Below are 25845 nucleotides of genomic sequence, written 5' to 3'. Positions count from 1 at the left end.
CATTTTTTTCCTGTAAATGCATTGTCAATATCATATTAGCTAATTGTTACTCATGTTGCAAAATCGTACCTTTGCGGTAAATTTAAGAGGGACGATTAATTCATGAAGTTGAATACAACCTATCAGGAGCAGTTTCAGTCGAGGCACATTGCTCCAAGCGCGGCCGACACGGCCAAAATGTTAAAAACCATCGGTGTAAGTACGCTTGATGAATTAATAGAGCAAACCATACCGCAAAAGATCAGGCTTGCCAAACCGCTTAACCTGCCCGCGGCAAAAAGCGAGTTCGATTACCTGAACACCTTAAAGCAAACGGCTTCAAAAAACAAAGTTTTCAAGTCATTCATCGGCAAAGGTTACTATGATGTAATTGTACCGGGCGTTATTCAGCGCAATATTCTTGAAAACCCCGGATGGTACACGCAGTACACCCCATACCAGGCCGAAATTGCACAAGGCCGCCTGCAGGCTTTGCTAAATTTCCAAACCATGGTTATTGACCTTACCGGTATGGAAATTGCCAATGCTTCATTGCTTGATGAAGGTACTGCCGCTGCCGAGGCTATGTTTATGCAATATACCTTGCGTAAAAATAACAACGCCAACGTTTTCTTCCTTTCTGAAGAAGTGTTCCCGCAAACTATTGATATCTTAAAAACCCGTTCAGAGCCTTATGGCATTGAGCTAAAAATAGGCGACCATCGTACGGTTGAGTTAACCGACGATATGTTTGGCGCTATTGTACAATACCCTGCAGGTAATGGCGCGGTTTATAACTACGCCGATTTTGCTGCAAAAGGTCATGAAAAAGGGATTAAGCTTACCGTTGTTGCCGATATCATGAGCCTTGCGCTATTAACCCCTCCGGGCGAATGGGGCGCCGATATTGTAGTTGGTTCATCACAACGTTTTGGTGTACCGATGGGTTTTGGCGGCCCTCATGCCGCTTTCTTCGCTACTAAAGAAGAGTATAAACGTTCTATCCCGGGCCGCATCATCGGTGTTACTATCGACAGCGCCAATAATTATGCCCTGCGCATGGCCCTGCAAACCCGCGAGCAGCACATTCGCCGCGATAAAGCTACCTCAAATATCTGCACCGCACAGGCACTGTTAGCTATTATGGCTGGTATGTACGCCGTATATCATGGTCCGGATGGGATTAAAGCGATTGCCGAAAGGATCCACGGTTTAGCCGTATTAACAGCTAAAACTTTAGGACAGCTTGGTTATGAGCAGCTTAACGAAGCGTACTTTGATACTGTCAAGTTTGATGTAGCACATCTTGCAGGCCCTATTCATTCTGAAGCGTTGAATAACGAAATGAACCTAAACTATGAAGGTTCAATAGTTACTATCTCTATCGATGAAACAACTTCGGTTGAGGATATCAAAACCATAGTAAGGTTCTTTGCCAAAGTTAAAGGTAAAACATTTAACGATGTTGATTTCGATGGCGTTAATGCAAGCCTTGAAACGGTTATTCCTACAGAACTTCAGCGTACCTCTGCATATTTAACGCACAGCCTGTTCAATACCCACCGGTCTGAACATGAAATGCTGCGTTATATCAAATCACTGGAAGCGAAAGATCTTTCGCTTTGCCACTCTATGATAGCTTTAGGCTCTTGTACCATGAAACTGAACGCTACCACCGAAATGGTACCTGTTACCTGGGCCGAGTTCAGTAAAATCCATCCATTTGCCCCAACCGACCAGGTTGGCGGTTATATGCAGTTGTTTGATGAGATCAACAATTGGCTAAGCGAGATCACTGGTTTTGCAGCCATGAGCCTGCAGCCAAATGCCGGTGCGCAAGGCGAGTATGCCGGTTTAATGGTAATCCGCGCTTATCACAATGACAGGGGCGATAGCCACCGTAATATTGCTCTGATCCCTTCATCGGCACACGGTACCAACCCTGCATCTGCAGCTATGGCTGGCATGAAGATAGTGGTGGTTAAGTGCGATGATAACGGAAACATTGACGTTGCAGACATGCGCGCCAAAGCTGAGCAATACAAAAACGAGCTTTCATGCCTGATGGTTACTTATCCATCAACTCACGGCGTATTTGAAGAAAGCATTATTGAAATTTGCGAAATTATTCATGAAAACGGCGGCCAGGTTTATATGGACGGTGCTAACATGAACGCACAGGTAGGTTTAACCAGTCCGGCCAATATCGGTGCCGACGTTTGTCACCTTAACCTGCATAAAACATTCTGTATCCCTCACGGTGGCGGTGGCCCAGGCATGGGCCCAATTGGTGTTGCTAAACATTTGGTTCCTTACTTGCCTGGTCATGCTGTAGTTGATATCGACAGGGGGAAATCAATCCATGCAGTATCTGCAGCGCCATGGGGCTCTGCATCTATACTCATCATATCACATGCTTACATTGCCATGATGGGTGCCGAAGGCTTGACTAACGCTACCCGTTATGCTATCCTGAATGCCAACTACATTAAAGCCAGGTTACAGGAGCATTACCCTGTACTATATGCTGGTGCTAATGGCCGTTGTGCGCATGAAATGATCCTGGATTGCCGCTCATTTAAATCGGCAGGTATTGAGGTTACGGATATTGCCAAGCGTTTAATGGATTATGGTTTCCATGCGCCAACTGTTTCGTTCCCGGTTGCGGGTACGGTAATGGTTGAGCCAACCGAATCAGAGCCTAAGCATGAGCTCGACCGTTTTTGCGATGCCATGATCTCCATCCGCCATGAAATTGCCGATGTGGTTGATGGTTTATCTGATAAAACAAACAATCCGTTAAAAAATGCGCCACATACTGTAGCTGTAATTACCGGCAACGAGTGGGAGCATCCTTATACCCGTCAAAAAGCGGCATTCCCGCTGCCTTATGTTGCTGCCAACAAATTCTGGCCTTCGGTGGGCAGGGTTAATGACACTTATGGCGACAGAACGCTGATCTGCTCATGCCCTCCGCTCGAAGAGTATGAGTTTGAAGAAAGCGTGATTGAATAGATTTTAAATCAACCCTCCCCTAAACAAGGAGGGTTTTTATTTTTCGCACAAATATATATTATGAGTTCAGCTAATCCCGAAGGTAATTCAAAAGTCTCCCCCTTTAGGGGAGATTTAGAGGGGCTTATCGCCCAAACACCACAGCCGCCTTATTATGCGGTAATATTCACATCGGTACGTACCGGTGTAGAGGAAGGCTATGGCGATATGGCTAATGAAATGGTTGAACTGGCGCGGCAGCAGGAAGGTTTTCTGGGCGTTGAATCGGCGCGTAACAATGTTGGAATTACGGTGTCTTATTGGCAGTCGGTTGAAGCTATTAAGAATTGGAAAGCTAATGCCCGGCACCTGTTTGCCCAGCAGCAGGGGCGCGATAAATGGTACCTGAATTATAAAGTACGCATTTGCCGGGTGGAGCATGACTACGCCTTTTAAATTCAATGGCTAATTTCTGTCCTGTATTTTTTTGAACTTTATTTAAGTGGCCAGATCAAATGAAATATTCACGCTGCGGAGCCGTTTAAATGTATTGTTTTTTATAATTTACAACTATAAGGAATATAACTTTTTGAATCGTGGTCTCGTATAAAACAACGCGCTTAAATTTTAGATATGAATATTAACAATAAAGCCATAAGTGTATTACTGGTTGATGATGATGAGATAAATAACTTTATCTCCATAAAACTGATAAAGAAAGCTTTACTTAATACAGAAATTATGGCCTGTCTGAACGGAAAATATGCGATTGAGCAACTTTCTGATATCCAGAGAAAAGACCCTAATAAACTGCCCGATTATATTTTGCTTGATATTAATATGCCCATTATGAATGGCTGGGAATTTTTGGATGAGTATAAGCGCCTCAACCTTGATCCCCTGGGCAAAAGCAAGATCTATATTATTTCATCATCCGTTTTTAGCAACGATATTAACAAAGCGCGTTCATATCCGTTGGTTAAAGATTTTATCTCCAAGCCGCTCAACGTTGAAAAGATAAAAGAACTTTTTGAGGTAGCTGCCGAAAATTAAACCGGTTTAACCTTAAAATGGTCTCCTTCTGTTTCAACGGTTCCGATAGTGAACGATTTAGCATGGTAAAACAGGCATTTCCATCCTTCGGCGGCAGCCTTTTTACCATATTCTTCGCGCAGCATCATAGCCTTGCGGCCGTCCATATCGTATTTGGCTATGAATTTCCTCAACAGTTGCTCTGGTTCGGGAAGCTCATCACCGCCAAAAAATACTTTTTCGCCTTCTATATCAAACCAAAATACCTGATGCGCCGGGCAATGACCACCCGAATGTTCATACCTGATGCCCGGTTTAAACTCACCGCTGCCTTCAACTAAAGTTATCTTAGCTCCTTCGGCCTGTAACGCTTCAAATATTTCAACATGGTACGATGAGCCTTTGCCGCTGATCCCAAACTCCCATTCCTGTTTATTGATCACGTGCTCGGCCTGCGGAAAGCTGGGTACTAATTTACCATTCCGTTCAACTACCAAACCGCCTGAGTGGTCATAATGCAGGTGAGACATCATCACCAGGGTTACATCATCCGGATCGAAACCCGCATTACGGATGTTTTGGTGCAGCATGAGCTCGTCGCGGGTATCTTTAAAGCCAAGGCCGGTATCCAATACAATCAGATCGGTTTTTGTTTTGATTAGGAAGGGGTTAACGTGAATGAACAACGAAGCCGGGCGGTCTTTGGGGTTATCAGTTTCCGGGTTGAATGGGATAAATTTCTTGGTTGCATCAACCGAATATGAGCCCTCACCTAAAGCAAAAAATTCCATAGTAAACGTAGTCTCAGATTTTGAATGTACCTTTGGCTCTTTAACAGAGCATAAGTATATTTACTGTTTCAAGCTGCAAAGATATGAATAAACGTTGGGCGCTAAAGGATAATACAAACCATGATGATGTAATAAAATTAGCAGCCCAACTCAACATTGATACCGTACTAAGCGCTATGCTTGTGCAGCGTGGTATTACCACCTTTGAAGATGCCCGCTATTTTTTCAGGCCCGATCACCGGCATCTGCACGATCCATTCCTGATGAAGGATATGGAAAAGGCCATCCTCCGTATTGAGCAAGCCATAGCAGCAGGCGAAAAGATCATGATCTACGGTGATTACGATGTGGATGGCACCACAGCTGTCGCGCTAACCTACAGTTTTTTCAAAAAGCTGTATACCAATATTGAATATTATATCCCCGACCGCTACAAAGAAGGTTATGGGATCTCTACCCAGGGAATTGACTATGCTGCTGAGCACGGAATCACCCTGATCATAGCGCTGGACTGCGGCATTAAATCAGTTGATAAAATTGACTATGCCAATGAAAGAGGCATTGATTTTATTATCTGTGATCACCACTTACCAGGCACATCTATCCCGAATGCGGTGGCAGTGCTTGACCCTAAACGCGAAGATTGTGAATATCCATATAAGGAATTATCCGGCTGCGGCATTGGCTTCAAGCTGATCCAGGCCTATGCCGAAAAAAATAATATCCCAATTGAAGAAGTAAACTGCTATCTCGACCTGGTGGTGATCAGCATATCCTGTGATATTGTTCATATCACAGGAGAGAATAGGGTGCTCGCACACTTCGGCCTGCAAAAAATAAATACTGACCCATGTATAGGCGTTAAAGCCTTGATGGAGATAGCGGGCAAGACAGGGACATATACTATATCAGATGTAGTATTTTCGCTGGGCCCGCGGATTAATGCCGCCGGCAGGATAGACGACGCCAAACATGCGGTTGAATTACTGATAGCCACTGATAAAGATATTGCCAAAGAAAAAAGCGCCATGATCAATGTGCGTAACACCGAACGCAAGGGGCATGATCTTACCATTACCGACGAAGCGCTTGGCATGATAGAAAATGACGAGGTGTTGATTGCCCGTAAATCGACGGTGGTTTTTAATGAAGATTGGCATAAAGGGGTAATAGGTATTGTGGCGTCGCGACTTACTGAAAAATACTACCGACCAACCATTGTGCTTACCCGTTCAAATGGGCATGTAGCCGGGTCGGCACGTTCGGTTTTAGGATATGATCTGTACGAAGCGCTTTGTGGCTGCAAAGATCTGCTGATCCAGTTTGGAGGGCATAAGTATGCGGCCGGCCTTACCATGGCCCCCGAAAACCTTGAAGCTTTTATTGAAAGGTTTGAAGAGGTGGTAAGCTCTACCATAAAACCCGAACAATTGATTCAGCAAATACAAATTGACGCCGAATTACGTTTAAGCCAGATAGAGCCGAAATTTTTCAGGATCCTGAGTCAATTTGCTCCTTTCGGGCCTGAAAATATGGCGCCGGTTTTCATAAGTAAAAATGTGTATGTTAGTGGTAACGCCGGTTTGGTTGGCGGCTCACACATTAAAATGAGCGTAATGCAGGAAGGATCGGCAGCATTTGATTGCATAGCCTTTAACCACGGCCAGTACCTGGAACAATTAAGGCCGGGTGTTCCGTTCGAAATGTGCTATTCGATAGAAGAAAATGTTTGGCGCGAAAGAAGAACGATACAGTTGAATGTGAAGGGGATAAGGTTTAACCCCCTCTAAATCTCCCCCAAAGGGCGAGACTTTTAAATTAAAGCCCTCTCCCTAGGAGAGGGTTGGGTGAGGTAATCAGGGTAATCCATGAATCCCGGAAATCATGGTTCAGACAAAAAATGATACTAAGAGCAGATAATTTAGTTAAGAAATACAAGCAGCGTACCGTTGTTAACGACGTGTCTTTTGATGTGGCACAAGGTGAAATTGTTGGTTTACTTGGGCCTAATGGCGCAGGTAAAACCACATCATTTTATATGATAGTAGGTTTGATAAAACCTAATGAAGGTACTATTCACCTGGATAATCAGGACATAACGCAAGATCCGATGTACCGCCGTGCCCAAAAAGGGATAGGCTACCTGGCGCAGGAAGCCTCGGTATTCAGGAAGCTTTCGGTTGAGGATAATATTAAGGCGGTGCTTGAAATGGGCGATATGTCTAAAGAAAAGCAAAAAGATAAGCTGGAAGAGCTGATCGATGAGTTTAGCTTGCACAAAGTGCGTAAAAACCGGGGCGACCTGTTATCGGGCGGTGAGCGCCGTCGCACAGAAATTGCCCGCGCGCTTGCTGCCGAGCCAAACTTTATCCTGTTGGATGAGCCTTTTGCAGGGGTTGACCCGATTGCGGTAGAGGAGATCCAGGCGATGGTGGCCAAACTGCGTACCCGCAACATCGGTATATTAATAACCGACCACAACGTGCAGGAAACGCTATCGATCACCGACCGCGCATACCTGCTTTTTGAAGGTAAAATATTAGAATCAGGCGTGCCCGAGGTATTGGCTGAGAATGAAATGGTGAGGAAAGTGTATCTTGGGGCAAACTTTGTGCTTAAAAGAAAGGTTTTTCCTCAATAATAACCCTATGACCCTCTTTAACTCCGTATTTACCTGGTTCATGAAAAAGCGTATCCACCAGATAGAGCTTTTTATGAAGTACCCTAATGAAGTGCAGGAAGAATGGTTTGAGCAACTTGTATCGGTTGCTGAAAACACGGAGTGGGGCAAAAAACACCATTATAAAAGTATCGAAAATCTGGGCCAGTTTAAGGAGCGCGTCCCCATACAAAATTACGATACGTTAAAGCCTTACATTGAGCGGATGCTTAAAGGCGAAAAAAATGTGCTGTGGCCTTCAGAGATCCGCTGGTTTGCGAAATCATCGGGTACTACCAGCGACAGGAGCAAATTTATCCCGGTAAGTGAAGAAGCGTTGGAAGAATGCCACTTTAAAGGTGGCAAGGACCTGCTCACCATTTATTTCAATAATCAGCCTAACGCCCGTATGTTTACGGGGAAAATCCTGACGCTCGGGGGCAGTCACCAGATCAGTCAGCTAAGTCCGGATACTTCCTTTGGAGATCTTTCGGCGGTGATCATGAAAAACCTGCCCATGTGGGCCGAGTTTCACCGTACACCGCATTTAGACATTGCCCTGCTCGAAAATTTTGAGGAAAAGATTGAGAAGATAGCCCATGCTACTAAGGATGTTAATGTTACCAGTATCAGCGGCGTACCCACCTGGAACCTGGTGTTGTTTAAACGCATCCTGGAGATCACCGGCAAAAATAACCTGCTTGAAATTTGGCCCAACCTGGAAATGTATTTCCATGGCGCGGTGAATTTTACACCTTACCGCGAGCAGTTTAAAAAGCTTATCCCTCATGAGGATATGTATTACCTCGAAAATTATAACGCTTCCGAAGGCTTCTTTGGCATACAAGATACCAAAGAGCCCGGCGATATGCTGCTGATGCTTGATTACGGTGTTTTTTACGAGTTTTTACCCATCGAAAACCTTCACGATGAAAACCCTGAAACACTTACTCTTGATGAGGTGGAACTAAACAAAAACTACGCGCTCATCATATCAACCAATGCGGGCCTGTGGCGCTACATGATAGGGGATACCATTAAGTTTTCGTCGCTTTCGCCATTCAGGATCCAGATCACGGGTCGTACCAAACATTTTATCAATGCCTTTGGCGAGGAGGTAATCATTGACAATGCCGAACGTGCATTGGACGAAGCCTGCTCGCAAACAGGCGCCATTATCAGGGAATACACCGCAGCTCCCGTATATTTTAACGGCAATGAATGCGGTGCCCATGAGTGGATTATTGAATTTGAAAAGAAACCGGCCGAGTTTGAGCGTTTTGTTGACCTGTTGGATGAAACCCTGCGCCGCATCAACTCCGACTATGACGCCAAACGTTTTAAAGACCTTGCCCTTCGCCGCCCGATAGTTCGTCGCGCACCTGATGGTACTTTCTTTAACTGGATGAGGGAAAAAGGAAAATTAGGCGGCCAGCATAAGGTACCACGCCTGGCTAATGACCGGGAATATGTTGATGCTATTTTGAAAACGATGGAAGGGGCTTTTCAGAATCAGGACTTTAAGAATTAAGAAGCAAAAAGAAAAAGGTTAACGCAGGCCGGAGGCCTGGGAATAGTTACCACTCGGCTGGAGCCGAGCGGTGGCGGGAAAATAGAAATAAAATAAATAAACAAACACGCTGACGCTCGGCTCCAGCCGAGTGTCGACTATCAAGCGGCCTCCCGGCCGCCGTAGCGCAAATAAGCCTAAATCATGTCAGAATTCAGAAAAGCCAATACAGATCGCCCGTTTTTTGTAACCCTCACGGTAGTTGGCTGGATAGATGTTTTCACCCGGTCTGAATATTGCGAAGAGTTTTTAAATAACCTGGAATTTTGCAGAAAAAACAAGGGCTTAAAGGTGTATGCTTATTGTATAATGGTTAGCCATATTCATCTCATAGTTGAATCTGAGGAAGCAAAACTTCCGCAAATTATAAGAGACCTCAAAAGTTATACAGCTAAGCGTATTATAGCATTGATAACTGATAGCCATACGGAAAGCAGAAAAGAATGGCTGCATTATATGTTCAGATATTATGCAAATGCTACTCAGCAAAATAGTGAATATCAGTTTTGGCAAAAGACAACGCATCCTACCGAGCTGATAACAGTAAAAGTGTTTGATCAGAAGGCAGATTATATTCACAATAATCCTGTTGAAGCTATGATTGTGAACGATCCTGTAGCTTATGTGTATAGTAGCGCTAACCCTGATTCTGTGTTTAAGGTTGACGAGTAGCAGTTAATTGTTTGGGCTGCGGCGGCCGGGAGGCCGCGAAATAGTCGACACTCGGCAGGAGCCGAGCGTCAGCGTTAAGTTGATAAAAAATTAAAATAAAAAAGGCCGGCGCTCGGCTCTCGCCGAGTGCCAAACTATCAAGCGGCCTCCCGGCCGCCGAATTTTAACTTTTACAAGCCTCCCAAATCTTCACCGCCTCCACGGCCTCTTTCACATCATGTACCCTCAAAATATTGGTACCTTTCGTCAATGCAATAGTATTTAAAGCTGTAGTACCATTCAACGCCTCTTTCGCCGTATTCCCCAATAAACCGTAGATCATCCTTTTACGGGAGATACCAGTAAGCACAGGTAAACCCAACATATTAAACTCATTCATCCGGCTCATCAGTTCATAACTATGCTCCGCTTTTTTAGCAAAGCCGAAACCTGGGTCAAGGATCACATCATGTACCCCAAGGCGTTTTAATTCGCTGTATTTCGAGATAAAATAATCAAACACCTCACCAAATACATCGTCATATTCGGCCAGTTGGTTCATGGTTTGCGGAGTGCCTTTCATATGCATCAAGATATAAGGCACCTGCAGGCGGGCAACAGTAGCAAACATATCACCATCAAGCATGCCGCCTGATATATCATTGATAATATGTGCGCCGCCTTTTACAGCCGCTTCGGCAACCTTTGCCCGGAAGGTATCTATCGACATAATAGCCTCCGGGAATTGGGCAGCAATAGCTTCAACAACAGGCAATAACCTGTCCGTTTCTTCCTGAACCGAAATATCAACCGCTCCGGGGCGTGATGAATACGCGCCAATGTCTAAAAACGTTGCACCATCAGCGAGCATTTTTTGCGCCTGAAATAGGGCTTCATCAACGCCGGGTTTGCGGCTATCGGCAAAAAAGGAGTCGGGTGTGATATTGATAATGCCCATCACTTTTGGCGATGAAAGATCAATCAATCGGCCCCCGGCATTAAGTGTAACTTTTTTACGGAAAAATGTATTTTTAGTCACGGTTAGTTAAGTGTTGCAAAGTTATAATACGGCAAAGTTAACTAACTTTACAGGCGCAGGCTTCAAAACCTCCCAACATTTAAGCTTTACAACATTACAACAAACAAAACACATCATCTTTTGACTAATACAGCAGCAGAATACGAAGGCGTAATTAATATATGTAAAGGCCTTTTCATGAAAAAGACCCGCGACTACGGCACCGCATGGCGTATCCTCCGTCCGCAATCCATTACCGATCAGATTTTTATTAAGGCCCAGCGAATCCGCACTTTAGAAGAGAAGAAAATTTCAAAAGTGGGCGATGATATCACCGGCGAATACATCGGTATTGTTAACTATTGTGTGATAGCCATGATGCAGCTGGAATGCGGCCCCGAAATGTCGACCGAGCTTAACCCTGATCATGTGAGCCAGATGTTTGACGAGAAGGTGAATGAAACCAAAGAATTGATGTTTGCCAAAAATCATGATTACGGCGAAGCATGGCGCGATATGCGCATCAGTTCATTGACAGATCTGATACTGATGAAACTGCTCCGCGTAAAACAGATAGAAGATAATCAGGGCCTTACAGAAGCTTCAGAAGGTGTAAAAGCCAACTACCAGGATATGCTGAACTATGCCGTTTTCGCGCTGATCAAGCTTAATATACATCTGGGCAAATAAAGCTTATGAAAAATACATCATCAAATAGCGCTGTAATATGGATCCCACGCTTATTGGTGGGCTTGTTGTTTATATTTTCGGGAGCGATCAAAGCCAATGATCCGCTGGGCTTTTCGTATAAGCTGGTTGAGTATTTTGAGGTTTTTCATATAACTTTCCTCAATGGGCTAGCGCTTACGATGGCCATTGTGTTATGCGCGCTTGAAATGTTGCTGGGTTTCGCCTTGCTCATTGGTGCCCGCGCTGTTAAAGTTGCCTGGGGATTGTTATTGCTGATCATCTTTTTTGGCTTCCTTACATTTTATTCGGCTTTTTTTAAAGTGGTGCAAACCTGCGGCTGCTTTGGCGATGCCATTCCCTTAACACCATGGCAGTCCTTCAGTAAGGATATGGTTTTGCTTGCTTTGGTGCTGGTATTGTTTGTAAAGCGCAAAGAAATTAAGCCATTATTTAGCGCGAAGGTTGGCGATAAGTGGCTGATCTGCGCTGCCGTAGTTTCGGTTGGCTTCGGCGTATACACCTACAACTTTTCGCCGGTCATTGATTTTTTGCCATACAAAATAGGTGCTAACCTACCCGATGAAATGAAGATTCCGCCCGGTGCACCTCTTGACGAGTTTGAACTTACCTATCACCTCAAAAACAAAAAGACTGGCGCTACCAGGGTGATGAACGATAAGGAATACCTTAAAAGCAATATCTGGAAGGACGCCAGTTGGGAAGTTGTCGGTGACCCGGAAAACCGGCTGGTAAAAAAGGGATATGAGCCTAAAATTCGTGACCTGGCTATCCAGGATGAACAGCGGAACGATTATACCAAAGAATTACTTTCGAGCCCTTTTTATAGCCTGTTCATTGTAGCTTATGATTTGAGCGAAACAAATAAAGATGCGATCAATCGCTTAAACGCATTGGCCATTAATTTGACTGATAATTATAATATCCGTACTGTACTGCTCACCTCAAATTCCGCAGCCGATGCCAAAGCGTTTGCCAAAGAGCATAAGCTGATCAGCGAAATCTTTTATGCAGACGGTGTTCCGCTGAAATCAATGGTGCGTTCCAATCCGGGCGTTTTGTTAATTAAGAATGGCACCGTTATTAATAAGTGGCATTATCATTCGGTGCCTAAATACGAAGACATAGTAAAGGAATACTTACAGAAATAACAAAATGATCCCCTACCTGCTCCGCAAATTAATGTACGGGCTGGCAGTAATGCTGGGGGTAGTGTTTGTTGTTTTTTTCCTGTTCAATATTTTACCTGTCGACCCTGCCCGTATGACCCAAGGGCAGCGTGCCGACGTACAATCGCTTCAGGCCGTACGCAAAGAGTTTGGGCTGGATAAACCGGTCCCGGTGCAATTTGCCTATTATCTGAATGATCTTTCCCCATTAGGTATCCATCTTAATACGGCTGACGAGCAACAGCGTTACGGCTATGTAAAACTATTCCCGGTGAGCAAGAGTAAAGTACTTGCACTGAAATGGCCTTACCTGAGACGTTCGTACCAAACCCGTAAGGATGTAGCCTCGTTATTGATGGAAGTGATCCCGAATACATTGGTGCTTGCAGCTGCCGCTATGATCTTCGCTATCATTATCGGTGTTTTTTTGGGCGTGGCAAGCGCGGTGAATAAAGATACCTGGATTGATAAACTGGCTATTAGTTTTTCAACACTGGGCATTTCTGCCCCTTCTTTTTTTGCCGGGATTATCATTGCCTGGATCTTTGGTTTTGTGCTAAGTAATTACACGCATTTAAATATGTCGGGCAGTTTATATAGCTATGATCCTTTTAAAGGGGAGGTGATTACGCTGAAAAATCTGGTACTGCCGGTAATTACTTTGGGTTTGCGCCCATTGGCTATTATTGTGCAGCTTACCCGTAATGCGATGCTTGATGTTTTGGGGCAGGATTACATCCGAACTGCCAAAGCGAAAGGATTAAGTAACCGGACGATTATTTACCGTCATGCACTTAAAAATGCCATGAACCCGGTAATTACCGCCATTGCCAACTGGTTTGCGTCGCTTTTGGCAGGTTCGTTTTTTGTGGAATACATTTTTGGTTATAACGGATTAGGTAAAGCTACTGTTGATGCTTTGGAAATGTCGGATTTTCCGGTGGTGATGGGCTCTATATTGTTTATCGCGTTTATATTTGTAGTGATCAGTATCCTGGTGGATGTTATCTATGTTTGGATTGACCCTCGGGTAAAATTAAGCTGAAGAAATTTTTATGAAATATTTTATTGTGGGCTTTATGGGCTGTGGCAAAACAACATGGAGCCGCAAACTGGCCGCCAAATGGGGCTACGAATTTGTTGATCTTGACCATGTGCTTGAAGCCAAAGCAGGCATGAGCATAGCCGAATATTTCTCATCTTTTGGCGAGGATGCCTTCCGTAAGCTGGAATCGGAGGTACTTAAGGAAACTGAATACGCTGAGAATGCCGTAGTATCAACAGGCGGTGGATTGCCCTGTTTTTTCGATAATATGGATTGGATGAACACCAACGGCAAAACGCTCTACATCAAATTATCTCCCAAAACCCTGGCCGACAGGCTGGAGAACAGCAAAACAATACGTCCGGTATTGCAAGGGAAAAAAGGTGATGAACTGATTGAATTTATAACAGGCAAACTGGCCGAACGTGAAGGTTTCTACCTGCAGGCAACAAATATTGTTGAAGGGATTGATATGTCGGTTGAGAAGCTGGAAGAGGCGCTGGGGGCGAGTATTTAAAGAGCCTTCTTTTTGCGTTAGGGATTGAAACGGATACCGGCCAAGTGGCTAATGCCTGTGCAGTATGAGTGCAAAGCCCGGCCGAAGGAACGCCCAAAATTAAGAATATAAATCTTCATTTTGTCCTTTTAATTTATCCCAGAACTCTTCTGCAGAAACAGTTCTGCCATTTTCGGCATCGGCTATACCTGCATCAATATGCCGTTTTTCAGCTTCAGATAAATTTTCCCACCAGTCTCTTGTATAATTAATCTTTTCTGCCATTTTTAAATTATAAAAACCAAGAAGAGGAAAGTGTCATAACCTTTGCGTTGCTGCTCTGCTTATGCCGGATTGCTTCGTATTTCTTACAGCAATGACGATCTCTATAAAATGATTTATTGAATAAAAACCAGTTGAATAAGACAGAATTCATCCTACCTCAAATAAACCGCATCCTCTTCGCCATCTTCTTCATCAAGCACTACATCAACATGTTCTTTAATAACGGTTGAAAGGGCCACACCGGCAAAATCCGTAGTGATAGGGAAACTTTTATGATTACGGTCAACCAATACCGCGGTACGAAGTTTCTTGAGCGGAACATCTAAAAACACACCAAAGCCATAAGCAAGGGTTTTACCGCTGTTCAGCACATCATCAACCAGTATCACCACTTTATTACTGCATTCTTCTACCTCAAAATCAATATTGGCGCTTAAGCTGCTGCTTTGTTTTTCAAGTTCGATAGTAAGCAGGCGGCTTTTGAAAGGCGCAATGCCATCGAGGATGGTTTTCAGGCGCTCGGCAATGTGGTTGCCACGCGGCAGGATACCGGCTATCAGTATTTCATTCTCGTCAAAATTATCCTCCAGTATCTGGTAGGCCATCCTGTCGAGCTTTTGCTGGATCTGTTGCTTATTTAGTATGAGAAGCTTTTTTTCAGGCATTTTTATCAGCATTATTTATTGCTCTTTTTAAAGGAGCTTTTATGCGGAAGCAGGATTCAACTAAAATAGTCCATTCCATATTGCGTCTTCGGGAGAAGGGGCCGCACGTCTCAAATTTATATAAATAAAACTTACTTAGCGTAAGGGAAAAACACAAAGTTTGCGCCTTCGGGAACCACTACAAATACGCACATAAATTGGTACGGATCTTTGTAGCTGTTAATAAAGCGTTCTTTCAGTACAGGCTTTATAACGTCTCGTTCTACAAATTCTTCCAATGTAGAAGCATGAATACTCCATTCCGAGTTTAAATCATGACGATCAAGGATTAATTCGCCTAAACTAAGTTCGTGCTGATGAGCTATAAAAATAGGGTAGGAAGAAAGACCTTCGTTCATGATCTCCTCAGATACCTCTTTAATTGACTCGTTAAAATATTTTAGGTCGCGCTCCAAACTTATCAGTGGACTATCGGCCGCCGGTTTGTTGCGTTCATTTCCTTCGTTAAGCAGTTCTTCAGGGTTCATGACCGTTGATTTTTTTGATTACGCTGATTTTTTTAGGGGATTACACCGATTTTTTGATTAAGATTCTATTATCAGCAAGCCGATAACTATGAACCATCAACCATGAACTATATACTTCTCAAAACAAGCAACACCACATTCTCCACGTGCTGGGTATGCGGAAACATATCTACCGGCTGAATTTTAACCGTATCATATTTTTCTTTTAGCACCAACAGGTCACGGGCCTGGGTGGCGGCATTGCAGCTTACATAAACAATTTTAGGGGCTTCAATTTCCATTAAGCGGGCTACTACATCAGGGTGCATGCCTGCACGTGGTGGGTCGGTAATGATCACATCCGGTTTGCCATGCTCAGCCACGAAATCGGCCACCAATACATCTTTCATATCACCCGCATAAAACTTGGTGTTGGTGATATTGTTAATGGCCGAATTTACCTTAGCATCTTCAATAGCAGCTGGTACATACTCAACACCAACAACTTCACGCACGTGACCGGCAACAAAGTTGGCAATGGTGCCGGCGCCCGTGTAAAGGTCATAAACCAGTTCATCGCCTTTAAAACCCGCGAAATCGCGGGTTATTTCATACAGACGGAGTGCCTGTACAGAGTTGGTCTGGTAAAATGACTTAGGCCCTATACGGAACTTGATGCCATTCATTTCCTCGTGGATATATTCGGGGCCTTTAAAGGCTACAACATCCTGGTCAAAAATAGTATCGTTCTTTTTCTGATTTACGATATATAACAATGAAGTTATTTCCGGGAAACGGGCGTCAATATGGCTCATCAGGTTATCGATCTCGCTTTGTTCCGCGTAAGCGAAAACCACAATAACCATGATCTCACCGGTTGATGAGGTGCGTACAACCAAATTGCGGAGCATACCGCTGTGATTACGCAGATCGTAATACGTATAACCCTGTTGAATGGTAAAATCACGAATTTCGTTCCGCAGGTTGTTTGATGGTTCGGCTTGCAGGTAGCAGTGGTTTACATCCAATATCTTATCAAAACGACCAGGGATGTGAAAGCCCAGGGCATTCATATTTAATGTACCGTCCTCCTTGTTTTCGCCATCGTAAAGCCAGCGTTTGTTGGAGAATGTAAATTCAAGTTTGTTGCGGTAATACCTGTCGGCAGGAGATGGGACGATAGGCATTATGCCATCAACGTTGATCTTGGCCAGGCGACTTAAAGCATCGACAACCGATTTTTGTTTGAATTTAAGCTGAGCCTCATAGGTCATGTGCTGCCATTTGCAGCCACCGCAGGTGCCAAAGTGTTCACAAAAAGCTTGTGTGCGGTATTCTGAAGCTTGTTTTAATTCGGTGATTTTCCCCTCGCCGAAGTTTTTCTTACTCCGGTACACTTGTACGTCGGCAATATCGCCGGGTACGGCCTTATCTACAAAAAGAACAAAATCATCTGCCTTGCCTACGCCTTTGCCTTCTTCGGCAATGTCAATGATCTGTACGTTCTCAAAAAACTTTGGTTTGTTAGCTTTACTCATCAGGCTGCAAAGTTAACCCTATTTATTTAATCCTGAAAATGGGAGGAGAGAGACAAAAGAAAGCCGGTCGCCTTTAAAAGACGTTGCGATCTTAAAGCAGGATCTCTAAGCAAATAAACTTAGCAGATAGTTAACCACATTATCGTCAACGGTAATATCTTCTATCTCAAATTGCTCATCAATCAGGTCGGAAAGTTCTGTTAGTTCGCGGCTCATAAAATAAAAAATTACTATGCTAACATAGTAATTTTTAAACTAAAAACCAAATCGGTATAAGGTTTAATTTATAATCAGCAAAGATTTCATAAATCTTTGCTGATTGGTATATGCAATGCTTAATTTTTATCCCAGTTTATCTTGCGCGAAAAATACATTAGTACAGCTATTATAATAAACAATGCGATGCTGCCAACCATTAAAGCGAGATCTTCGAGTTGAATGATCACAAAGATGAAGGCATAAAACACCGCTAAAATAAAGGCGAACAGTAACGCCGCCTTGCCGTTTTTGAACAGGGATGATATAAATATGGATATAAGTGCTATGGTTGATACAGATGCAATTAGGTAAGCAAAATTATAGCCAACCTGCTCTGAAAACGATAATAGCAGTGTGTAGTAAATAACCATAGCCGCACCAATCAGTATGTAATTGAACAAATGTATCGGTTGCTTGCGGATAACCTCGGTTAAAAACAAGGAGATAAAGGTGAGCAGGATAATGAATATCGCATACTTGCTGGTACGCGTGGTTTTTTGGTACTGATCAACCGGGAGACGGAGTTTTACCCCAAAGGTGGCATCTTTAAGTTTTTTGTCGTTATCCAACGTTTTTTGCTGACCGGTCCACTGTTGTGGGAATGGCCGGTTATAATACATCATACGCCAGCTGGCGCTAAAGCCGCTGGTATCAACTTTAGCGTCATCGGGGAGGAAATTGCCATCAAAGCTCGGGCTGCTCCAGTTGCTATTTACCCGCACATCGGTAGTTTTACCCATTTGTAAAAAGCTCAATCCTTCACTGCCTTTCAAATCAAGCGTGAAATCAAATGGAATTTCGTTATTGTTTATTGCTGAAAGATCAACACCGGCTTGCAAACCATTGCCAAATACGGATTCAAATGACGGTTCGGCGTCAAGTATGGGTTGAGTTGTTTTTATAACCGGGTTGCTTTTCAAACCTTTCAGGTCGCTCACACTAAATTCAAATCTTGCTTTGTTTAAAAGGAGCTGGTTTATATTTATACCGAGTGAGGAGAGATCAAGCCTGGCAAAATTACCGCTTACTTTTACCTGCGTATTGTATACCGCCACGTCAAAAATGCCCCGGTGCCTAAGCTGTGTTGTAAGGCCTGCCTTAATGTGAAGGTTGTCGGGCAAAATGTACAGGTTTTCTATAGGCGCCTGCTTAGCGGTGTCGGGCATATTTATTCCTTTTTTATAAGGGATAACCAATATTGGACCTTTAATGATCTGACTGGCCGACCAGCTATCTGATACCTCTTTGGCCGTTTCACCCTGTCTGGCTGCACGTTCGGTTACCAGGTTTTGGACGAAGGCTGATGGAATTAAGAGTAAAAGCGCCAATAGCCCGATAAAGATCAATTTAAATGTTGCCGACTCCCTGAGCCAGCCCAATGTTGTTTGTTTTGGTGATTGTTCCTCTATCATGATTGTTTAGATATAAAGTACTTTGTATTTCAAAGTGTATAATTAAAAAGAAGGGGCTCGTTGTTAAACCCAAAACAAATATAGCGTAAAGTACTTTGTATTTCAAAGTAAAAAATAGAAATTTTTACTCAAATAGTCAAAAACTGTTTAAAGGCCGGTCAGATAGCTATCAAATAAATTCATTGCCGTTGACTTTAGTCGACGGAATTATTGCGAAAGACAGAAGGCTTTAGCCGAAATACACCTTGGATTTGGGCTGAAGCCCGGCTATTTACTCCTTTAATCCGTTGACTTTAGTCAACGGCAATAAGTAGGTCGTTCTTTAGGTAGTTTTTAATTGAAAGGTATTCTTAAACCGAAACCGCAGCCTTAACCAGATAAGGCAGGATGTCTTTCTGGAAAGAAACAAAATTCTTGCGCACGTCCGAATCACTTACCGAGGTAAAGGCGAAGCTGAACACGATGCTTTTGCTGCACTTGATCAGAAAGCGTAAGCGCTGCTGATAAGTTTCGTGCTTGCGGATACCTGGCAATTGGATAAATGATGCCATAAGCAATTCTTCCAGCTCATTAGAGAGATTTTTTAAAAAATCCTGGGAATTGGTTGATTCGCGGATAAAATCCCAGCCAATAAACTCGTTACAAACGGTGTAGGAGAGGCGGCAGGTTTTCATGATGAGGTTATTGAGATAAACCTCTTCATCAATATCATTCCAATTGCTTTGTACCAGGTCGTCAACACTGGCTTTGATGTAGTCCATCAGCAGTACGTGCAATACGGCCTCTTTGCTATCGAAGTATTTATAGATGGTTGCCTTGGCAATTTTTGCCTTTTTTGCAATCTCATTAACACTGGTTTTATGGTACCCGAATTTGCGGAAAAGTTCCTGTGCCGCCCGCTTAATACTATCTTTTATTTTGTCGGCTTCCATTAATTAGTTACTTGAATTTCAAACTGGGTAACAGCTACCCTATAGGTTCTTAATGCCTTTGTTGCCGGGGCTTTTACCGGAGTGCCATCTTCAAGGCTAAACTTTGAACCGCTGCAGGGATCGGTTACCGTAAAGCCTGTATTGTCAATTGTTACGGCGCATTTTTTTTCGGGCTGATAGCTGCTACATCGGTCGTAGGCGGCATAAGTGCCGTTCACTTTACGGTAAATGATCAATCCGGACACACCATAACCATTAATGGCCACCGCGCCGCCCGCAACGTTAAGGGGGCTCAATGCCGGTGTGCCCAACGCGGCCTGGAAATTAACAGGTACGCTCGGGACATTATCGGTTGCTTTTCCGCACGAAAAGCAACCGATAACTACCAATAATATTATAGTGAGTTTCCTCATAAAATTTCAGTTTGGAACTGTTTGAGGAAACGTACGTCGTTTTCTGAAAACAGGCGCAGGTCGCGGATCACATATTTAAGATTGGCAATACGCTCCATACCCATACCAAAGGCAAAGCCTGTATATTTTTTACTGTCGATACCGCAATTTTCCAAAACGTTAGGGTCAACCATACCGCAGCCTAAAATCTCTACCCAACCGCTGTGTTTACACATGTTGCAACCGGCACCACCGCAAATGGTACACGAAATATCCATTTCGGCTGATGGCTCGGTGAACGGGAAGTATGACGGACGGAAGCGTACCCTTGTACCTTCGCCATAAAGCTCCTGTACAAAGTGATAAAGCGTTTGTTTCAGATCAGAGAAAGATACATTCTCATCAACATACAAACCTTCAACCTGGTGGAAAAAGCAATGTGCACGGGCTGAAATTGCCTCGTTACGGTAAACCCTGCCCGGCATAATTGCACGGAACGGTGGTTTGCCGGCTTCCATCATCCGTACCTGTACCGATGAGGTGTGGGTACGCAGCGCAATATCATCTTTACCATTATTCTTTTTAATAAAGAAGGTATCCTGCATGTCACGTGCCGGGTGCTCTTCCGGGAAGTTCAGGGCCGAGAAGTTATGCCAGTCGTCTTCAATTTCAGGGCCTTCGGCAACAACGAAACCTAAGCGCTTAAAGATATCGATGATCTCGTTACGCACCAATGATAACGGATGGCGTGAGCCAACAGTAAAGCCATCGCCGGGTAAAGTAAGATCGATTTCGGATTTCGAATTTTGGACGTCGGATGTTAAATTTTCCTTCAGTTCGTTATATTTAGTTTCGGCCAGTTGTTTAAACTCGTTAAGTACCTTGCCGAAAGTGCGTTTCTCTTCCGGACTAACGCTTTTAAACTGCTCAAAAAGGTCTTTAATAATACCCTTGGTGCCTAAAAATTTAATACGGAACGCTTCCAGTTCGTCGGCATTAGCTGGCGAAAAAGCATTGATCTCGGCGGTATATTGGTCTATCTGAGCTTGCATTATAATGTATTTAAAAATTGTTCGGCTGTTAAAACCGGTATGGTTGAGTTTTTATAGTCTTTTATATTTCGGGTGATGATGGCGTCGCAATTATCTTTTTGGGCGATGTGAAATTGAATAGCGTCTTCAAAATCCGTGATATCACTTGATATAGCTGTTTCTATTGCATCGAATTCAAAAGGCAACACTTTTGCAGAATTAAACAGATTCTTTAAATTCTCCTTGGCTTTCAATATCCCAACCTGTTTCCTCAACACGTAAACTATGTTTGCTATCACCAATGAGGAGGTTCGCAATTCGATATTTCTTTTTATGCACTCAATTAGCAGTATCTGAGTGTGAAAGAAAAAAGGTTCCCTTTTCAAAAACATGTCCAGTAAAACATCGCTATCCAGAAAGAGGCGTTTATATGCCATATTTCTCTTTGAAATATTCGTGTTTCATATCATCGTAGCTCATATCCGGATTAGGATCCTTCACTATACCTGTAAGTTGTTTGATCCATTCAGGTATTTCCACATTTTTATACTTCTCTTTTATCGGATCGTCCTTTTTTTCCTGCTCTGCTATGCCATCAAGAAACTCCTGCACCAGTTTGGATACACTGGTGTGTTGCCGTTTTGCATACTCCTTAACAAGAGACAGCGAATCGGCCTTGACACTCAAAGTTAACTTTGTACTTTCCATAAAAAGGAATTATATCTACAAATATAAAAAAACTACGCGTGTTATTTAAGCACTCCCAGTTCCTTACCCACCTTAGTAAACGCTGCGATAGCTTTATCAAGGTGGTGCATATCATGCGCTGCCGAGATCTGTACCCTGATCCTTGCTTTACCCTGCGGTACAACCGGATAGTAAAAGCCTATTACATAAATACCTTCGTCAAGCATTTTGGCTGCAAACTCCTGGGCCAGCTTGGCATCATATAACATAACCGGGACTATAGGATGCACGCCGGGTTTAATGTCAAAACCAGCTTCGGTCATTTTTTGACGGAAGTATTGCGTATTGCTTTCCAGTTTGTCGCGAAGCTCTGTGGTTTCGCTTAACATATCCAGTACCGCAATTGAAGCACCGGTAATTGCTGGCGCCAAAGTATTTGAAAACAAATACGGGCGCGAGCGCTGGCGCAGCATATCAATAATTTCTTTACGACCAGATGTAAAACCACCCGATGCGCCACCCAAAGCTTTACCTAATGTACCGGTGATGATATCAATCCTGCCCATCACATTATGATGTTCATGCGTACCGCGGCCATTTTTGCCCATAAAGCCCGAACAATGGCTCTCATCTATCATGACCAGCGCGTTGTACTTATCGGCCAGGTCGCAGATTTTATCTAACTGGGCAATGGTGCCGTCCATGCTGAAAGCGCCATCGGTAACGATGATTCGGTGACGCAGTTCCTGTGTAGCTTTTAATTTTTCTTCCAGGTCGGCCATATCATCGTGTTTGTAACGGTAGCGTTGGGCCTTGCAAAGGCGCACGCCGTCAATGATCGAAGCATGGTTCAGTTCGTCAGATATAATAGCGTCCTGATCGTTAAATAAAGGTTCAAACACGCCGCCGTTGGCATCAAAAGCCGCAGCGTAAAGTATGGTATCTTCAGTGCCCAAAAATTCAGCTATCTTTTTTTCAAGCTCTTTGTGTATGTCCTGTGTACCACATATAAACCGTACAGACGATAAACCGTAACCATGCGTATCCATGGCATCTTTGGCGGCCTGTACTACTTTGGCATTACCCGATAGGCCGAGGTAGTTATTGGCGCAAAAGTTAATTACTTCGGCACCGCCCTGAACAGTAATATCGGCGCCCTGGGGCGAAGTAATGATCCGTTCCTTTTTGTATAACCCGGCGTTTTCAATTTCGGTTAACTCCTGTTGTAAAACCGGCTTTAGTGTATTGTACATAGCATGCGTGTTTTAAAGAGGGCAAAATTAAGCATTCGCGGGCATTTGATAGGGTTTATTAAACCTTAAATAATTATTAACTGAATAATAAAACATTTTTAAGCCATAACACATTACCCATAAGTAACATATGAGAAAATATATACTACTATTAATCACTGCTTTTTGCGTAATAAGGGCCTCCGCACAGCAATCACTTTTAACAGGGAAGATAACCGATAAAAATGGACAGGTTATTCCATTTGTTTCTATTTATATCCGCAATTCCACCTATGGTACAACGGCCAACGAAAACGGAATTTACCAGTTTAAACTTGCCCCCGGTACCTATAACGTCATATATCGTTATGTTGGTTATACTGAAAAGATTGAAGAGGTTACCATAGCTGATCATGACCAGGAGCATAATGTACAAATGGCCGATGAAGTATTTGCCACCAACAGGGTAGCCGAAACCTATCGTAAAAACCGGGATGCTGCCGATACCATCATGAAACAGGTGCTAAAAAAACGCAAGTACTATATTGAGGAAGCTACTTCGTACTCCTGCGCGGTTTACATCAAAGGAGTGCAAAAATTACTGAGCGTACCTAAATCATTGTTGGGGCAGGAGGTAAGGAAAACGCTCGATCTGGATACAAACGGTAGGGGGATACTCTACCAGTCCGAATCAATATCTGAATACAATTTTCAAAAACCAAACAAAGTACGGGAGATTACTATCGCCAACCGGATGGCTGGCCAGAATACAGCATTTGGCTACAAAAAGGCATCTGATCTACAGGCTGATTTTTACCAGAATGTATTTACTATAAACGGGTTAGCTACCCGTGGCTTTGTTTCTCCGGTTGCTTCATATGGTCCCAGGTTTTATAATTATAAATTGCTGGGAACTTCTGTAGAAAATGGCCATACCATCCACAAAATCCAGGTGATTCCGAAACGCGGGCATGGTCAGTATTTTCAGGGCGATATTTATATTGTTGACGGCGACTGGCGCATTTACAGCGTTGACCTGTTTGTTGAAAATAAAACGAGCAACCTCAATCTGGTTGATACATTAAAGATCAGGCAGCAATACGTAGCCATAACCGATAGCGTATGGATGCCTGCATCAACCCAATACAGTTTTAAAGGGGCCGTTTTCGGATTTAAATTTGGCGGATATTACGCCGCTGTTTATAATAACTACAAAATCAACCCGACATTTCCTGATAACTTTTTTACCGGTGAGATTCTGAAAATTGATACGGTAGCTAATAGTAAAAAGCCGGGCTACTGGGCCGATGCAAGGCCCATACCTTTAACCGCTTTTGAGGATCGTGATTACAAAAAAAAGGATGCCTTTGAAGAATATAAAAAGACGGACGCCTACCTGGATTCGCTTCAGCATCATAAAAATCATATTAATTACCCGGGTTATCTGATTTTTGGTTATGCGGCCAGCAATAAAAGCAACAGGGATTCATTATACATCTTCCCATTTATACAAACCTTTTACTACAACACGGTTGAGGGCTTTGGCATTAACGCAAAGGTAAGCTATATCCGTACAATTGATGATTTTCATTCATTAACCGTTACACCGGCTGTTCGCTACGGTTTCTCCAATAAGACCTTTAGCGCTAATATGGGTTTTGAGTATAAGAACGATCCTTTCCATAACGCTAAGTTTTATGCTGATTTTGGGAGTGATGTGCTTGATCTTAACAATGTAGGCACGCGTTCGTTATATTTCAACACGCTGAGTACGCTTCTGAGCGAAAATAACTATGTCAAATATTACCGAAGCCATTATGGCGATTTTGGCTACCAGCGCGAAGTGCTAAACGGCGTGTTTTTAAAAGGAGGTTTGTCGTATTCAAGTCGTTCACAGTTGTATAATACGTCTTTTAGTAAGATAAAGGACATTAAGGACCGCCAGTTTACATCAAATAACCCATTAGCCCCGCCGGGTACTCCGGCTGATGACCATTCTTTTTTGTTTCCGGATAATCAGGCGCTTGTATTTAACGCGTCGGCTACTTTTACTTTTGATCAGCGGTATGAAACACGGCCCACCGGCAAGTTTAATCTGCCTTCAAAATATCCAACCTTAACGGTAAACTACCGCAAGGGATTTAAAAATATTATTGGCTCGGATGTAGATTACGATTTTGCTTCGGTTGATCTTTCACAAGACCATATCCGCGTAGGCCTTTCGGGCTATTCATCATTTAAAGTATCGGGCGGAGGCTTTTTTAATAACAACAACCTGTACTACATGGATTATAACCACTTTTTAGGTAACCAGGGTACCACTTTTGATCCTACCTATGTAGGTAGTTTCCACTTCCTGCCTTTTTATACCTACAGTACCAACGGTGCGTTTTTAGAGGCGCATTACCAACATAATTTTGCAGGTTCACTATTTAATCATATCCCGTTGTTAAGAAAGTGGAAGCTTGAAGAAATTATCGGTGCCAACTACCTCACCACGAAAAATAACCGCAATTACCGCGAGTTTTACGTAGGTGTACAGCGCCTAATTTTCCGTGTTGACTACGGTATCTCCTACGCCGGCGATAAAAAATACATCCAGGGCTTCAGGATCTTTTATGGGATAAGATAAGTTTTTAAGGTAAAAGGTTAAAGGCGAAAGGTAAAAGGTTTTTTGCCTAAGGCAGAAAGTCCTAGCTGCCTTTCGCCTAAAATATTGCAGCTACCTTTCGCCTTTAACCTTTTACCTTTCGCCTCATTTTGAGCTTTCAGCTCAAAAACGTATCTTTGCGCCG

At 43.3% G+C, this 25845-nt stretch carries 25 protein-coding genes; 12 read left to right on the top strand and 13 right to left on the bottom strand.

Annotation, left to right across the window (positions count from 1 at the left end):
• Positions 1-102 precede the first annotated feature (102 nt).
• The 3 genes from gcvP (at position 103) to J3L18_RS18525 (ending at position 4026) form a co-directional block, all read left to right on the top strand.
• Entirely contained in the window at positions 103-2994 is a 2892-nt protein-coding gene (gene gcvP / locus J3L18_RS18535; protein ID WP_129568420.1) for an aminomethyl-transferring glycine dehydrogenase, read from the top strand.
• 60 nt (positions 2995-3054) lie between these two features.
• Positions 3055-3429 (top strand): antibiotic biosynthesis monooxygenase family protein, encoded by a 375-nt coding sequence (locus tag J3L18_RS18530; RefSeq protein WP_091172134.1) that lies wholly within the window; start codon positions 3055-3057, stop codon positions 3427-3429.
• A gap of 177 nt (positions 3430-3606) precedes the next feature.
• Positions 3607-4026: a response regulator gene (locus tag J3L18_RS18525; protein WP_091172136.1), complete on the top strand. Its 420-nt coding sequence runs from the start codon at positions 3607-3609 to the stop codon at positions 4024-4026.
• Here the strand turns inward: J3L18_RS18525 and J3L18_RS18520 are convergent.
• Positions 4023-4796: an MBL fold metallo-hydrolase gene (locus J3L18_RS18520; protein ID WP_091172137.1), complete on the bottom strand. Its 774-nt coding sequence runs from the start codon at positions 4794-4796 to the stop codon at positions 4023-4025. The genes J3L18_RS18525 and J3L18_RS18520 overlap by 4 nt on opposite strands.
• An 83-nt stretch (positions 4797-4879) precedes the next feature.
• Here J3L18_RS18520 and recJ point away from each other — a divergent pair, with 83 nt between their 5' ends.
• The 4 genes from recJ to J3L18_RS18500 all read left to right on the top strand — a co-directional run bounded on the left by recJ (position 4880) and on the right by J3L18_RS18500 (position 9697).
• A complete protein-coding gene (gene recJ, locus J3L18_RS18515) occupies positions 4880-6586 on the top strand; it encodes a single-stranded-DNA-specific exonuclease RecJ (protein ID WP_129568421.1) in 1707 nt (568 codons plus the stop codon).
• A 110-nt stretch (positions 6587-6696) separates the two neighbouring features.
• Entirely contained in the window at positions 6697-7437 is a 741-nt protein-coding gene (lptB, locus tag J3L18_RS18510; protein ID WP_091172299.1) for an LPS export ABC transporter ATP-binding protein, read from the top strand.
• A 7-nt stretch (positions 7438-7444) separates the two neighbouring features.
• The gene (locus tag J3L18_RS18505) at positions 7445-8986 is read left to right on the top strand and encodes a GH3 auxin-responsive promoter family protein (RefSeq protein WP_129568422.1); all 1542 of its coding nucleotides are present in this window, start codon (positions 7445-7447) and stop codon (positions 8984-8986) included.
• Between the two features lie 183 nt (positions 8987-9169).
• Complete coding sequence (locus J3L18_RS18500; protein ID WP_091172143.1) at positions 9170-9697, top strand: REP-associated tyrosine transposase; 528 nt, start codon at positions 9170-9172, stop codon at positions 9695-9697.
• 163 nt (positions 9698-9860) lie between these two features.
• Here the strand turns inward: J3L18_RS18500 and folP are convergent, their stop codons facing one another.
• Complete coding sequence (gene folP / locus J3L18_RS18495; protein WP_091172145.1) at positions 9861-10715, bottom strand: dihydropteroate synthase; 855 nt, start codon at positions 10713-10715, stop codon at positions 9861-9863.
• 177 nt (positions 10716-10892) lie between these two features.
• Here folP and J3L18_RS18490 point away from each other — a divergent pair, with 177 nt between their 5' ends.
• Genes J3L18_RS18490 through J3L18_RS18475 form a run of 4 tightly spaced genes read left to right on the top strand, consistent with a single transcriptional unit; the run spans position 10893 to position 14133 of the window.
• Positions 10893-11384: a DUF1599 domain-containing protein gene (locus tag J3L18_RS18490; RefSeq protein WP_090534301.1), complete on the top strand. Its 492-nt coding sequence runs from the start codon at positions 10893-10895 to the stop codon at positions 11382-11384.
• 5 nt (positions 11385-11389) lie between these two features.
• Entirely contained in the window at positions 11390-12553 is a 1164-nt protein-coding gene (locus J3L18_RS18485) for a BT_3928 family protein (RefSeq protein WP_129568423.1), read from the top strand.
• Between the two features lie 4 nt (positions 12554-12557).
• Positions 12558-13616, top strand: a complete 1059-nt coding sequence (locus J3L18_RS18480) for an ABC transporter permease (protein ID WP_091172149.1) — start codon at positions 12558-12560, stop codon at positions 13614-13616.
• Between the two features lie 10 nt (positions 13617-13626).
• Entirely contained in the window at positions 13627-14133 is a 507-nt protein-coding gene (locus tag J3L18_RS18475; protein ID WP_129568424.1) for a shikimate kinase, read from the top strand.
• Positions 14134-14232: 99 nt separating this feature from the next.
• Here the strand turns inward: J3L18_RS18475 and J3L18_RS18470 are convergent, their stop codons facing one another.
• The 11 genes from J3L18_RS18470 to kbl form a co-directional block, all read right to left on the bottom strand.
• Positions 14233-14397 carry a hypothetical protein gene (locus J3L18_RS18470; RefSeq protein WP_188834612.1) on the bottom strand — a complete coding sequence of 55 codons (165 nt, stop codon included), beginning with the start codon at positions 14395-14397 and terminating at the stop codon, positions 14233-14235.
• A 152-nt stretch (positions 14398-14549) separates the two neighbouring features.
• Positions 14550-15062: a phosphoribosyltransferase family protein gene (locus J3L18_RS18465; protein WP_129568425.1), complete on the bottom strand. Its 513-nt coding sequence runs from the start codon at positions 15060-15062 to the stop codon at positions 14550-14552.
• A gap of 131 nt (positions 15063-15193) precedes the next feature.
• Positions 15194-15589: a hypothetical protein gene (locus J3L18_RS18460; RefSeq protein ID WP_091172158.1), complete on the bottom strand. Its 396-nt coding sequence runs from the start codon at positions 15587-15589 to the stop codon at positions 15194-15196.
• A gap of 107 nt (positions 15590-15696) precedes the next feature.
• Positions 15697-17106 (bottom strand): 23S rRNA (uracil(1939)-C(5))-methyltransferase RlmD, encoded by a 1410-nt coding sequence (gene rlmD / locus J3L18_RS18455; protein ID WP_129568426.1) that lies wholly within the window; start codon positions 17104-17106, stop codon positions 15697-15699.
• Between the two features lie 335 nt (positions 17107-17441).
• Positions 17442-18776 carry a cell envelope integrity protein CreD gene (gene creD, locus J3L18_RS18450; RefSeq protein ID WP_129568427.1) on the bottom strand — a complete coding sequence of 445 codons (1335 nt, stop codon included), beginning with the start codon at positions 18774-18776 and terminating at the stop codon, positions 17442-17444.
• 350 nt (positions 18777-19126) lie between these two features.
• Positions 19127-19708: a TetR/AcrR family transcriptional regulator gene (locus J3L18_RS18445; RefSeq protein ID WP_129568428.1), complete on the bottom strand. Its 582-nt coding sequence runs from the start codon at positions 19706-19708 to the stop codon at positions 19127-19129.
• Positions 19708-20121: a Rieske (2Fe-2S) protein gene (locus tag J3L18_RS18440; protein ID WP_091172165.1), complete on the bottom strand. Its 414-nt coding sequence runs from the start codon at positions 20119-20121 to the stop codon at positions 19708-19710. Before J3L18_RS18440 ends, J3L18_RS18445 begins: the two co-directional genes overlap by 1 nt.
• Positions 20118-21152 carry a phenylalanine--tRNA ligase subunit alpha gene (gene pheS / locus J3L18_RS18435; RefSeq protein WP_189549097.1) on the bottom strand — a complete coding sequence of 345 codons (1035 nt, stop codon included), beginning with the start codon at positions 21150-21152 and terminating at the stop codon, positions 20118-20120. The genes J3L18_RS18440 and pheS overlap by 4 nt, the downstream gene beginning before the upstream one ends.
• The gene (locus tag J3L18_RS18430; protein WP_129568430.1) at positions 21152-21568 is read right to left on the bottom strand and encodes a type II toxin-antitoxin system VapC family toxin; all 417 of its coding nucleotides are present in this window, start codon (positions 21566-21568) and stop codon (positions 21152-21154) included. Before J3L18_RS18430 ends, pheS begins: the two co-directional genes overlap by 1 nt.
• Positions 21558-21839 carry a DUF6364 family protein gene (locus tag J3L18_RS18425; protein ID WP_091172171.1) on the bottom strand — a complete coding sequence of 94 codons (282 nt, stop codon included), beginning with the start codon at positions 21837-21839 and terminating at the stop codon, positions 21558-21560. The genes J3L18_RS18430 and J3L18_RS18425 overlap by 11 nt, the downstream gene beginning before the upstream one ends.
• A gap of 41 nt (positions 21840-21880) precedes the next feature.
• Positions 21881-23071: a glycine C-acetyltransferase gene (kbl, locus tag J3L18_RS18420; protein ID WP_091172173.1), complete on the bottom strand. Its 1191-nt coding sequence runs from the start codon at positions 23069-23071 to the stop codon at positions 21881-21883.
• A 130-nt stretch (positions 23072-23201) separates the two neighbouring features.
• On the opposite strand from kbl, the gene J3L18_RS18415 reads away from it, so the two are divergent.
• Positions 23202-25682, top strand: a complete 2481-nt coding sequence (locus J3L18_RS18415; protein ID WP_129568431.1) for a DUF5686 and carboxypeptidase regulatory-like domain-containing protein — start codon at positions 23202-23204, stop codon at positions 25680-25682.
• Positions 25683-25845: the final 163 nt, after the last annotated feature.

It is taken from the genome of Mucilaginibacter gossypii (assembly GCF_017569325.2).
GTDB lineage: Bacteria > Bacteroidota > Bacteroidia > Sphingobacteriales > Sphingobacteriaceae > Mucilaginibacter > Mucilaginibacter gossypii.
The sequence above is the reverse complement of the archived record's forward strand: the minus strand, read 5'-3'. Positions and strand labels throughout refer to the sequence as shown.

Bases quoted from the DNA above. Each gene is read 5' to 3' on its own strand.
- gcvP (WP_129568420.1), top strand. From the start codon at position 103: ATGAAGTTGAATACAACCTATCAGGAGCAGTTTCAGTCGAGGCACATT.
- J3L18_RS18530 (WP_091172134.1), top strand. From the start codon at position 3,055: ATGAGTTCAGCTAATCCCGAAGGTAATTCAAAAGTCTCCCCCTTTAGG.
- J3L18_RS18525 (WP_091172136.1), top strand. From the start codon at position 3,607: ATGAATATTAACAATAAAGCCATAAGTGTATTACTGGTTGATGATGAT.
- J3L18_RS18520 (WP_091172137.1), bottom strand. From the start codon at position 4,796: ATGGAATTTTTTGCTTTAGGTGAGGGCTCATATTCGGTTGATGCAACC.
- recJ (WP_129568421.1), top strand. From the start codon at position 4,880: ATGAATAAACGTTGGGCGCTAAAGGATAATACAAACCATGATGATGTA.
- lptB (WP_091172299.1), top strand. From the start codon at position 6,697: ATGATACTAAGAGCAGATAATTTAGTTAAGAAATACAAGCAGCGTACC.
- J3L18_RS18505 (WP_129568422.1), top strand. From the start codon at position 7,445: ATGACCCTCTTTAACTCCGTATTTACCTGGTTCATGAAAAAGCGTATC.
- J3L18_RS18500 (WP_091172143.1), top strand. From the start codon at position 9,170: ATGTCAGAATTCAGAAAAGCCAATACAGATCGCCCGTTTTTTGTAACC.
- J3L18_RS18490 (WP_090534301.1), top strand. From the start codon at position 10,893: ATGAAAAAGACCCGCGACTACGGCACCGCATGGCGTATCCTCCGTCCG.
- J3L18_RS18485 (WP_129568423.1), top strand. From the start codon at position 11,390: ATGAAAAATACATCATCAAATAGCGCTGTAATATGGATCCCACGCTTA.
- J3L18_RS18480 (WP_091172149.1), top strand. From the start codon at position 12,558: ATGATCCCCTACCTGCTCCGCAAATTAATGTACGGGCTGGCAGTAATG.
- J3L18_RS18475 (WP_129568424.1), top strand. From the start codon at position 13,627: ATGAAATATTTTATTGTGGGCTTTATGGGCTGTGGCAAAACAACATGG.
- J3L18_RS18470 (WP_188834612.1), bottom strand. From the start codon at position 14,397: ATGGCAGAAAAGATTAATTATACAAGAGACTGGTGGGAAAATTTATCT.
- J3L18_RS18465 (WP_129568425.1), bottom strand. From the start codon at position 15,062: ATGCCTGAAAAAAAGCTTCTCATACTAAATAAGCAACAGATCCAGCAA.
- J3L18_RS18460 (WP_091172158.1), bottom strand. From the start codon at position 15,589: ATGAACCCTGAAGAACTGCTTAACGAAGGAAATGAACGCAACAAACCG.
- rlmD (WP_129568426.1), bottom strand. From the start codon at position 17,106: ATGAGTAAAGCTAACAAACCAAAGTTTTTTGAGAACGTACAGATCATT.
- creD (WP_129568427.1), bottom strand. From the start codon at position 18,776: ATGATAGAGGAACAATCACCAAAACAAACAACATTGGGCTGGCTCAGG.
- J3L18_RS18445 (WP_129568428.1), bottom strand. From the start codon at position 19,708: ATGGAAGCCGACAAAATAAAAGATAGTATTAAGCGGGCGGCACAGGAA.
- J3L18_RS18440 (WP_091172165.1), bottom strand. From the start codon at position 20,121: ATGAGGAAACTCACTATAATATTATTGGTAGTTATCGGTTGCTTTTCG.
- pheS (WP_189549097.1), bottom strand. From the start codon at position 21,152: ATGCAAGCTCAGATAGACCAATATACCGCCGAGATCAATGCTTTTTCG.
- J3L18_RS18430 (WP_129568430.1), bottom strand. From the start codon at position 21,568: ATGGCATATAAACGCCTCTTTCTGGATAGCGATGTTTTACTGGACATG.
- J3L18_RS18425 (WP_091172171.1), bottom strand. From the start codon at position 21,839: ATGGAAAGTACAAAGTTAACTTTGAGTGTCAAGGCCGATTCGCTGTCT.
- kbl (WP_091172173.1), bottom strand. From the start codon at position 23,071: ATGTACAATACACTAAAGCCGGTTTTACAACAGGAGTTAACCGAAATT.
- J3L18_RS18415 (WP_129568431.1), top strand. From the start codon at position 23,202: ATGAGAAAATATATACTACTATTAATCACTGCTTTTTGCGTAATAAGG.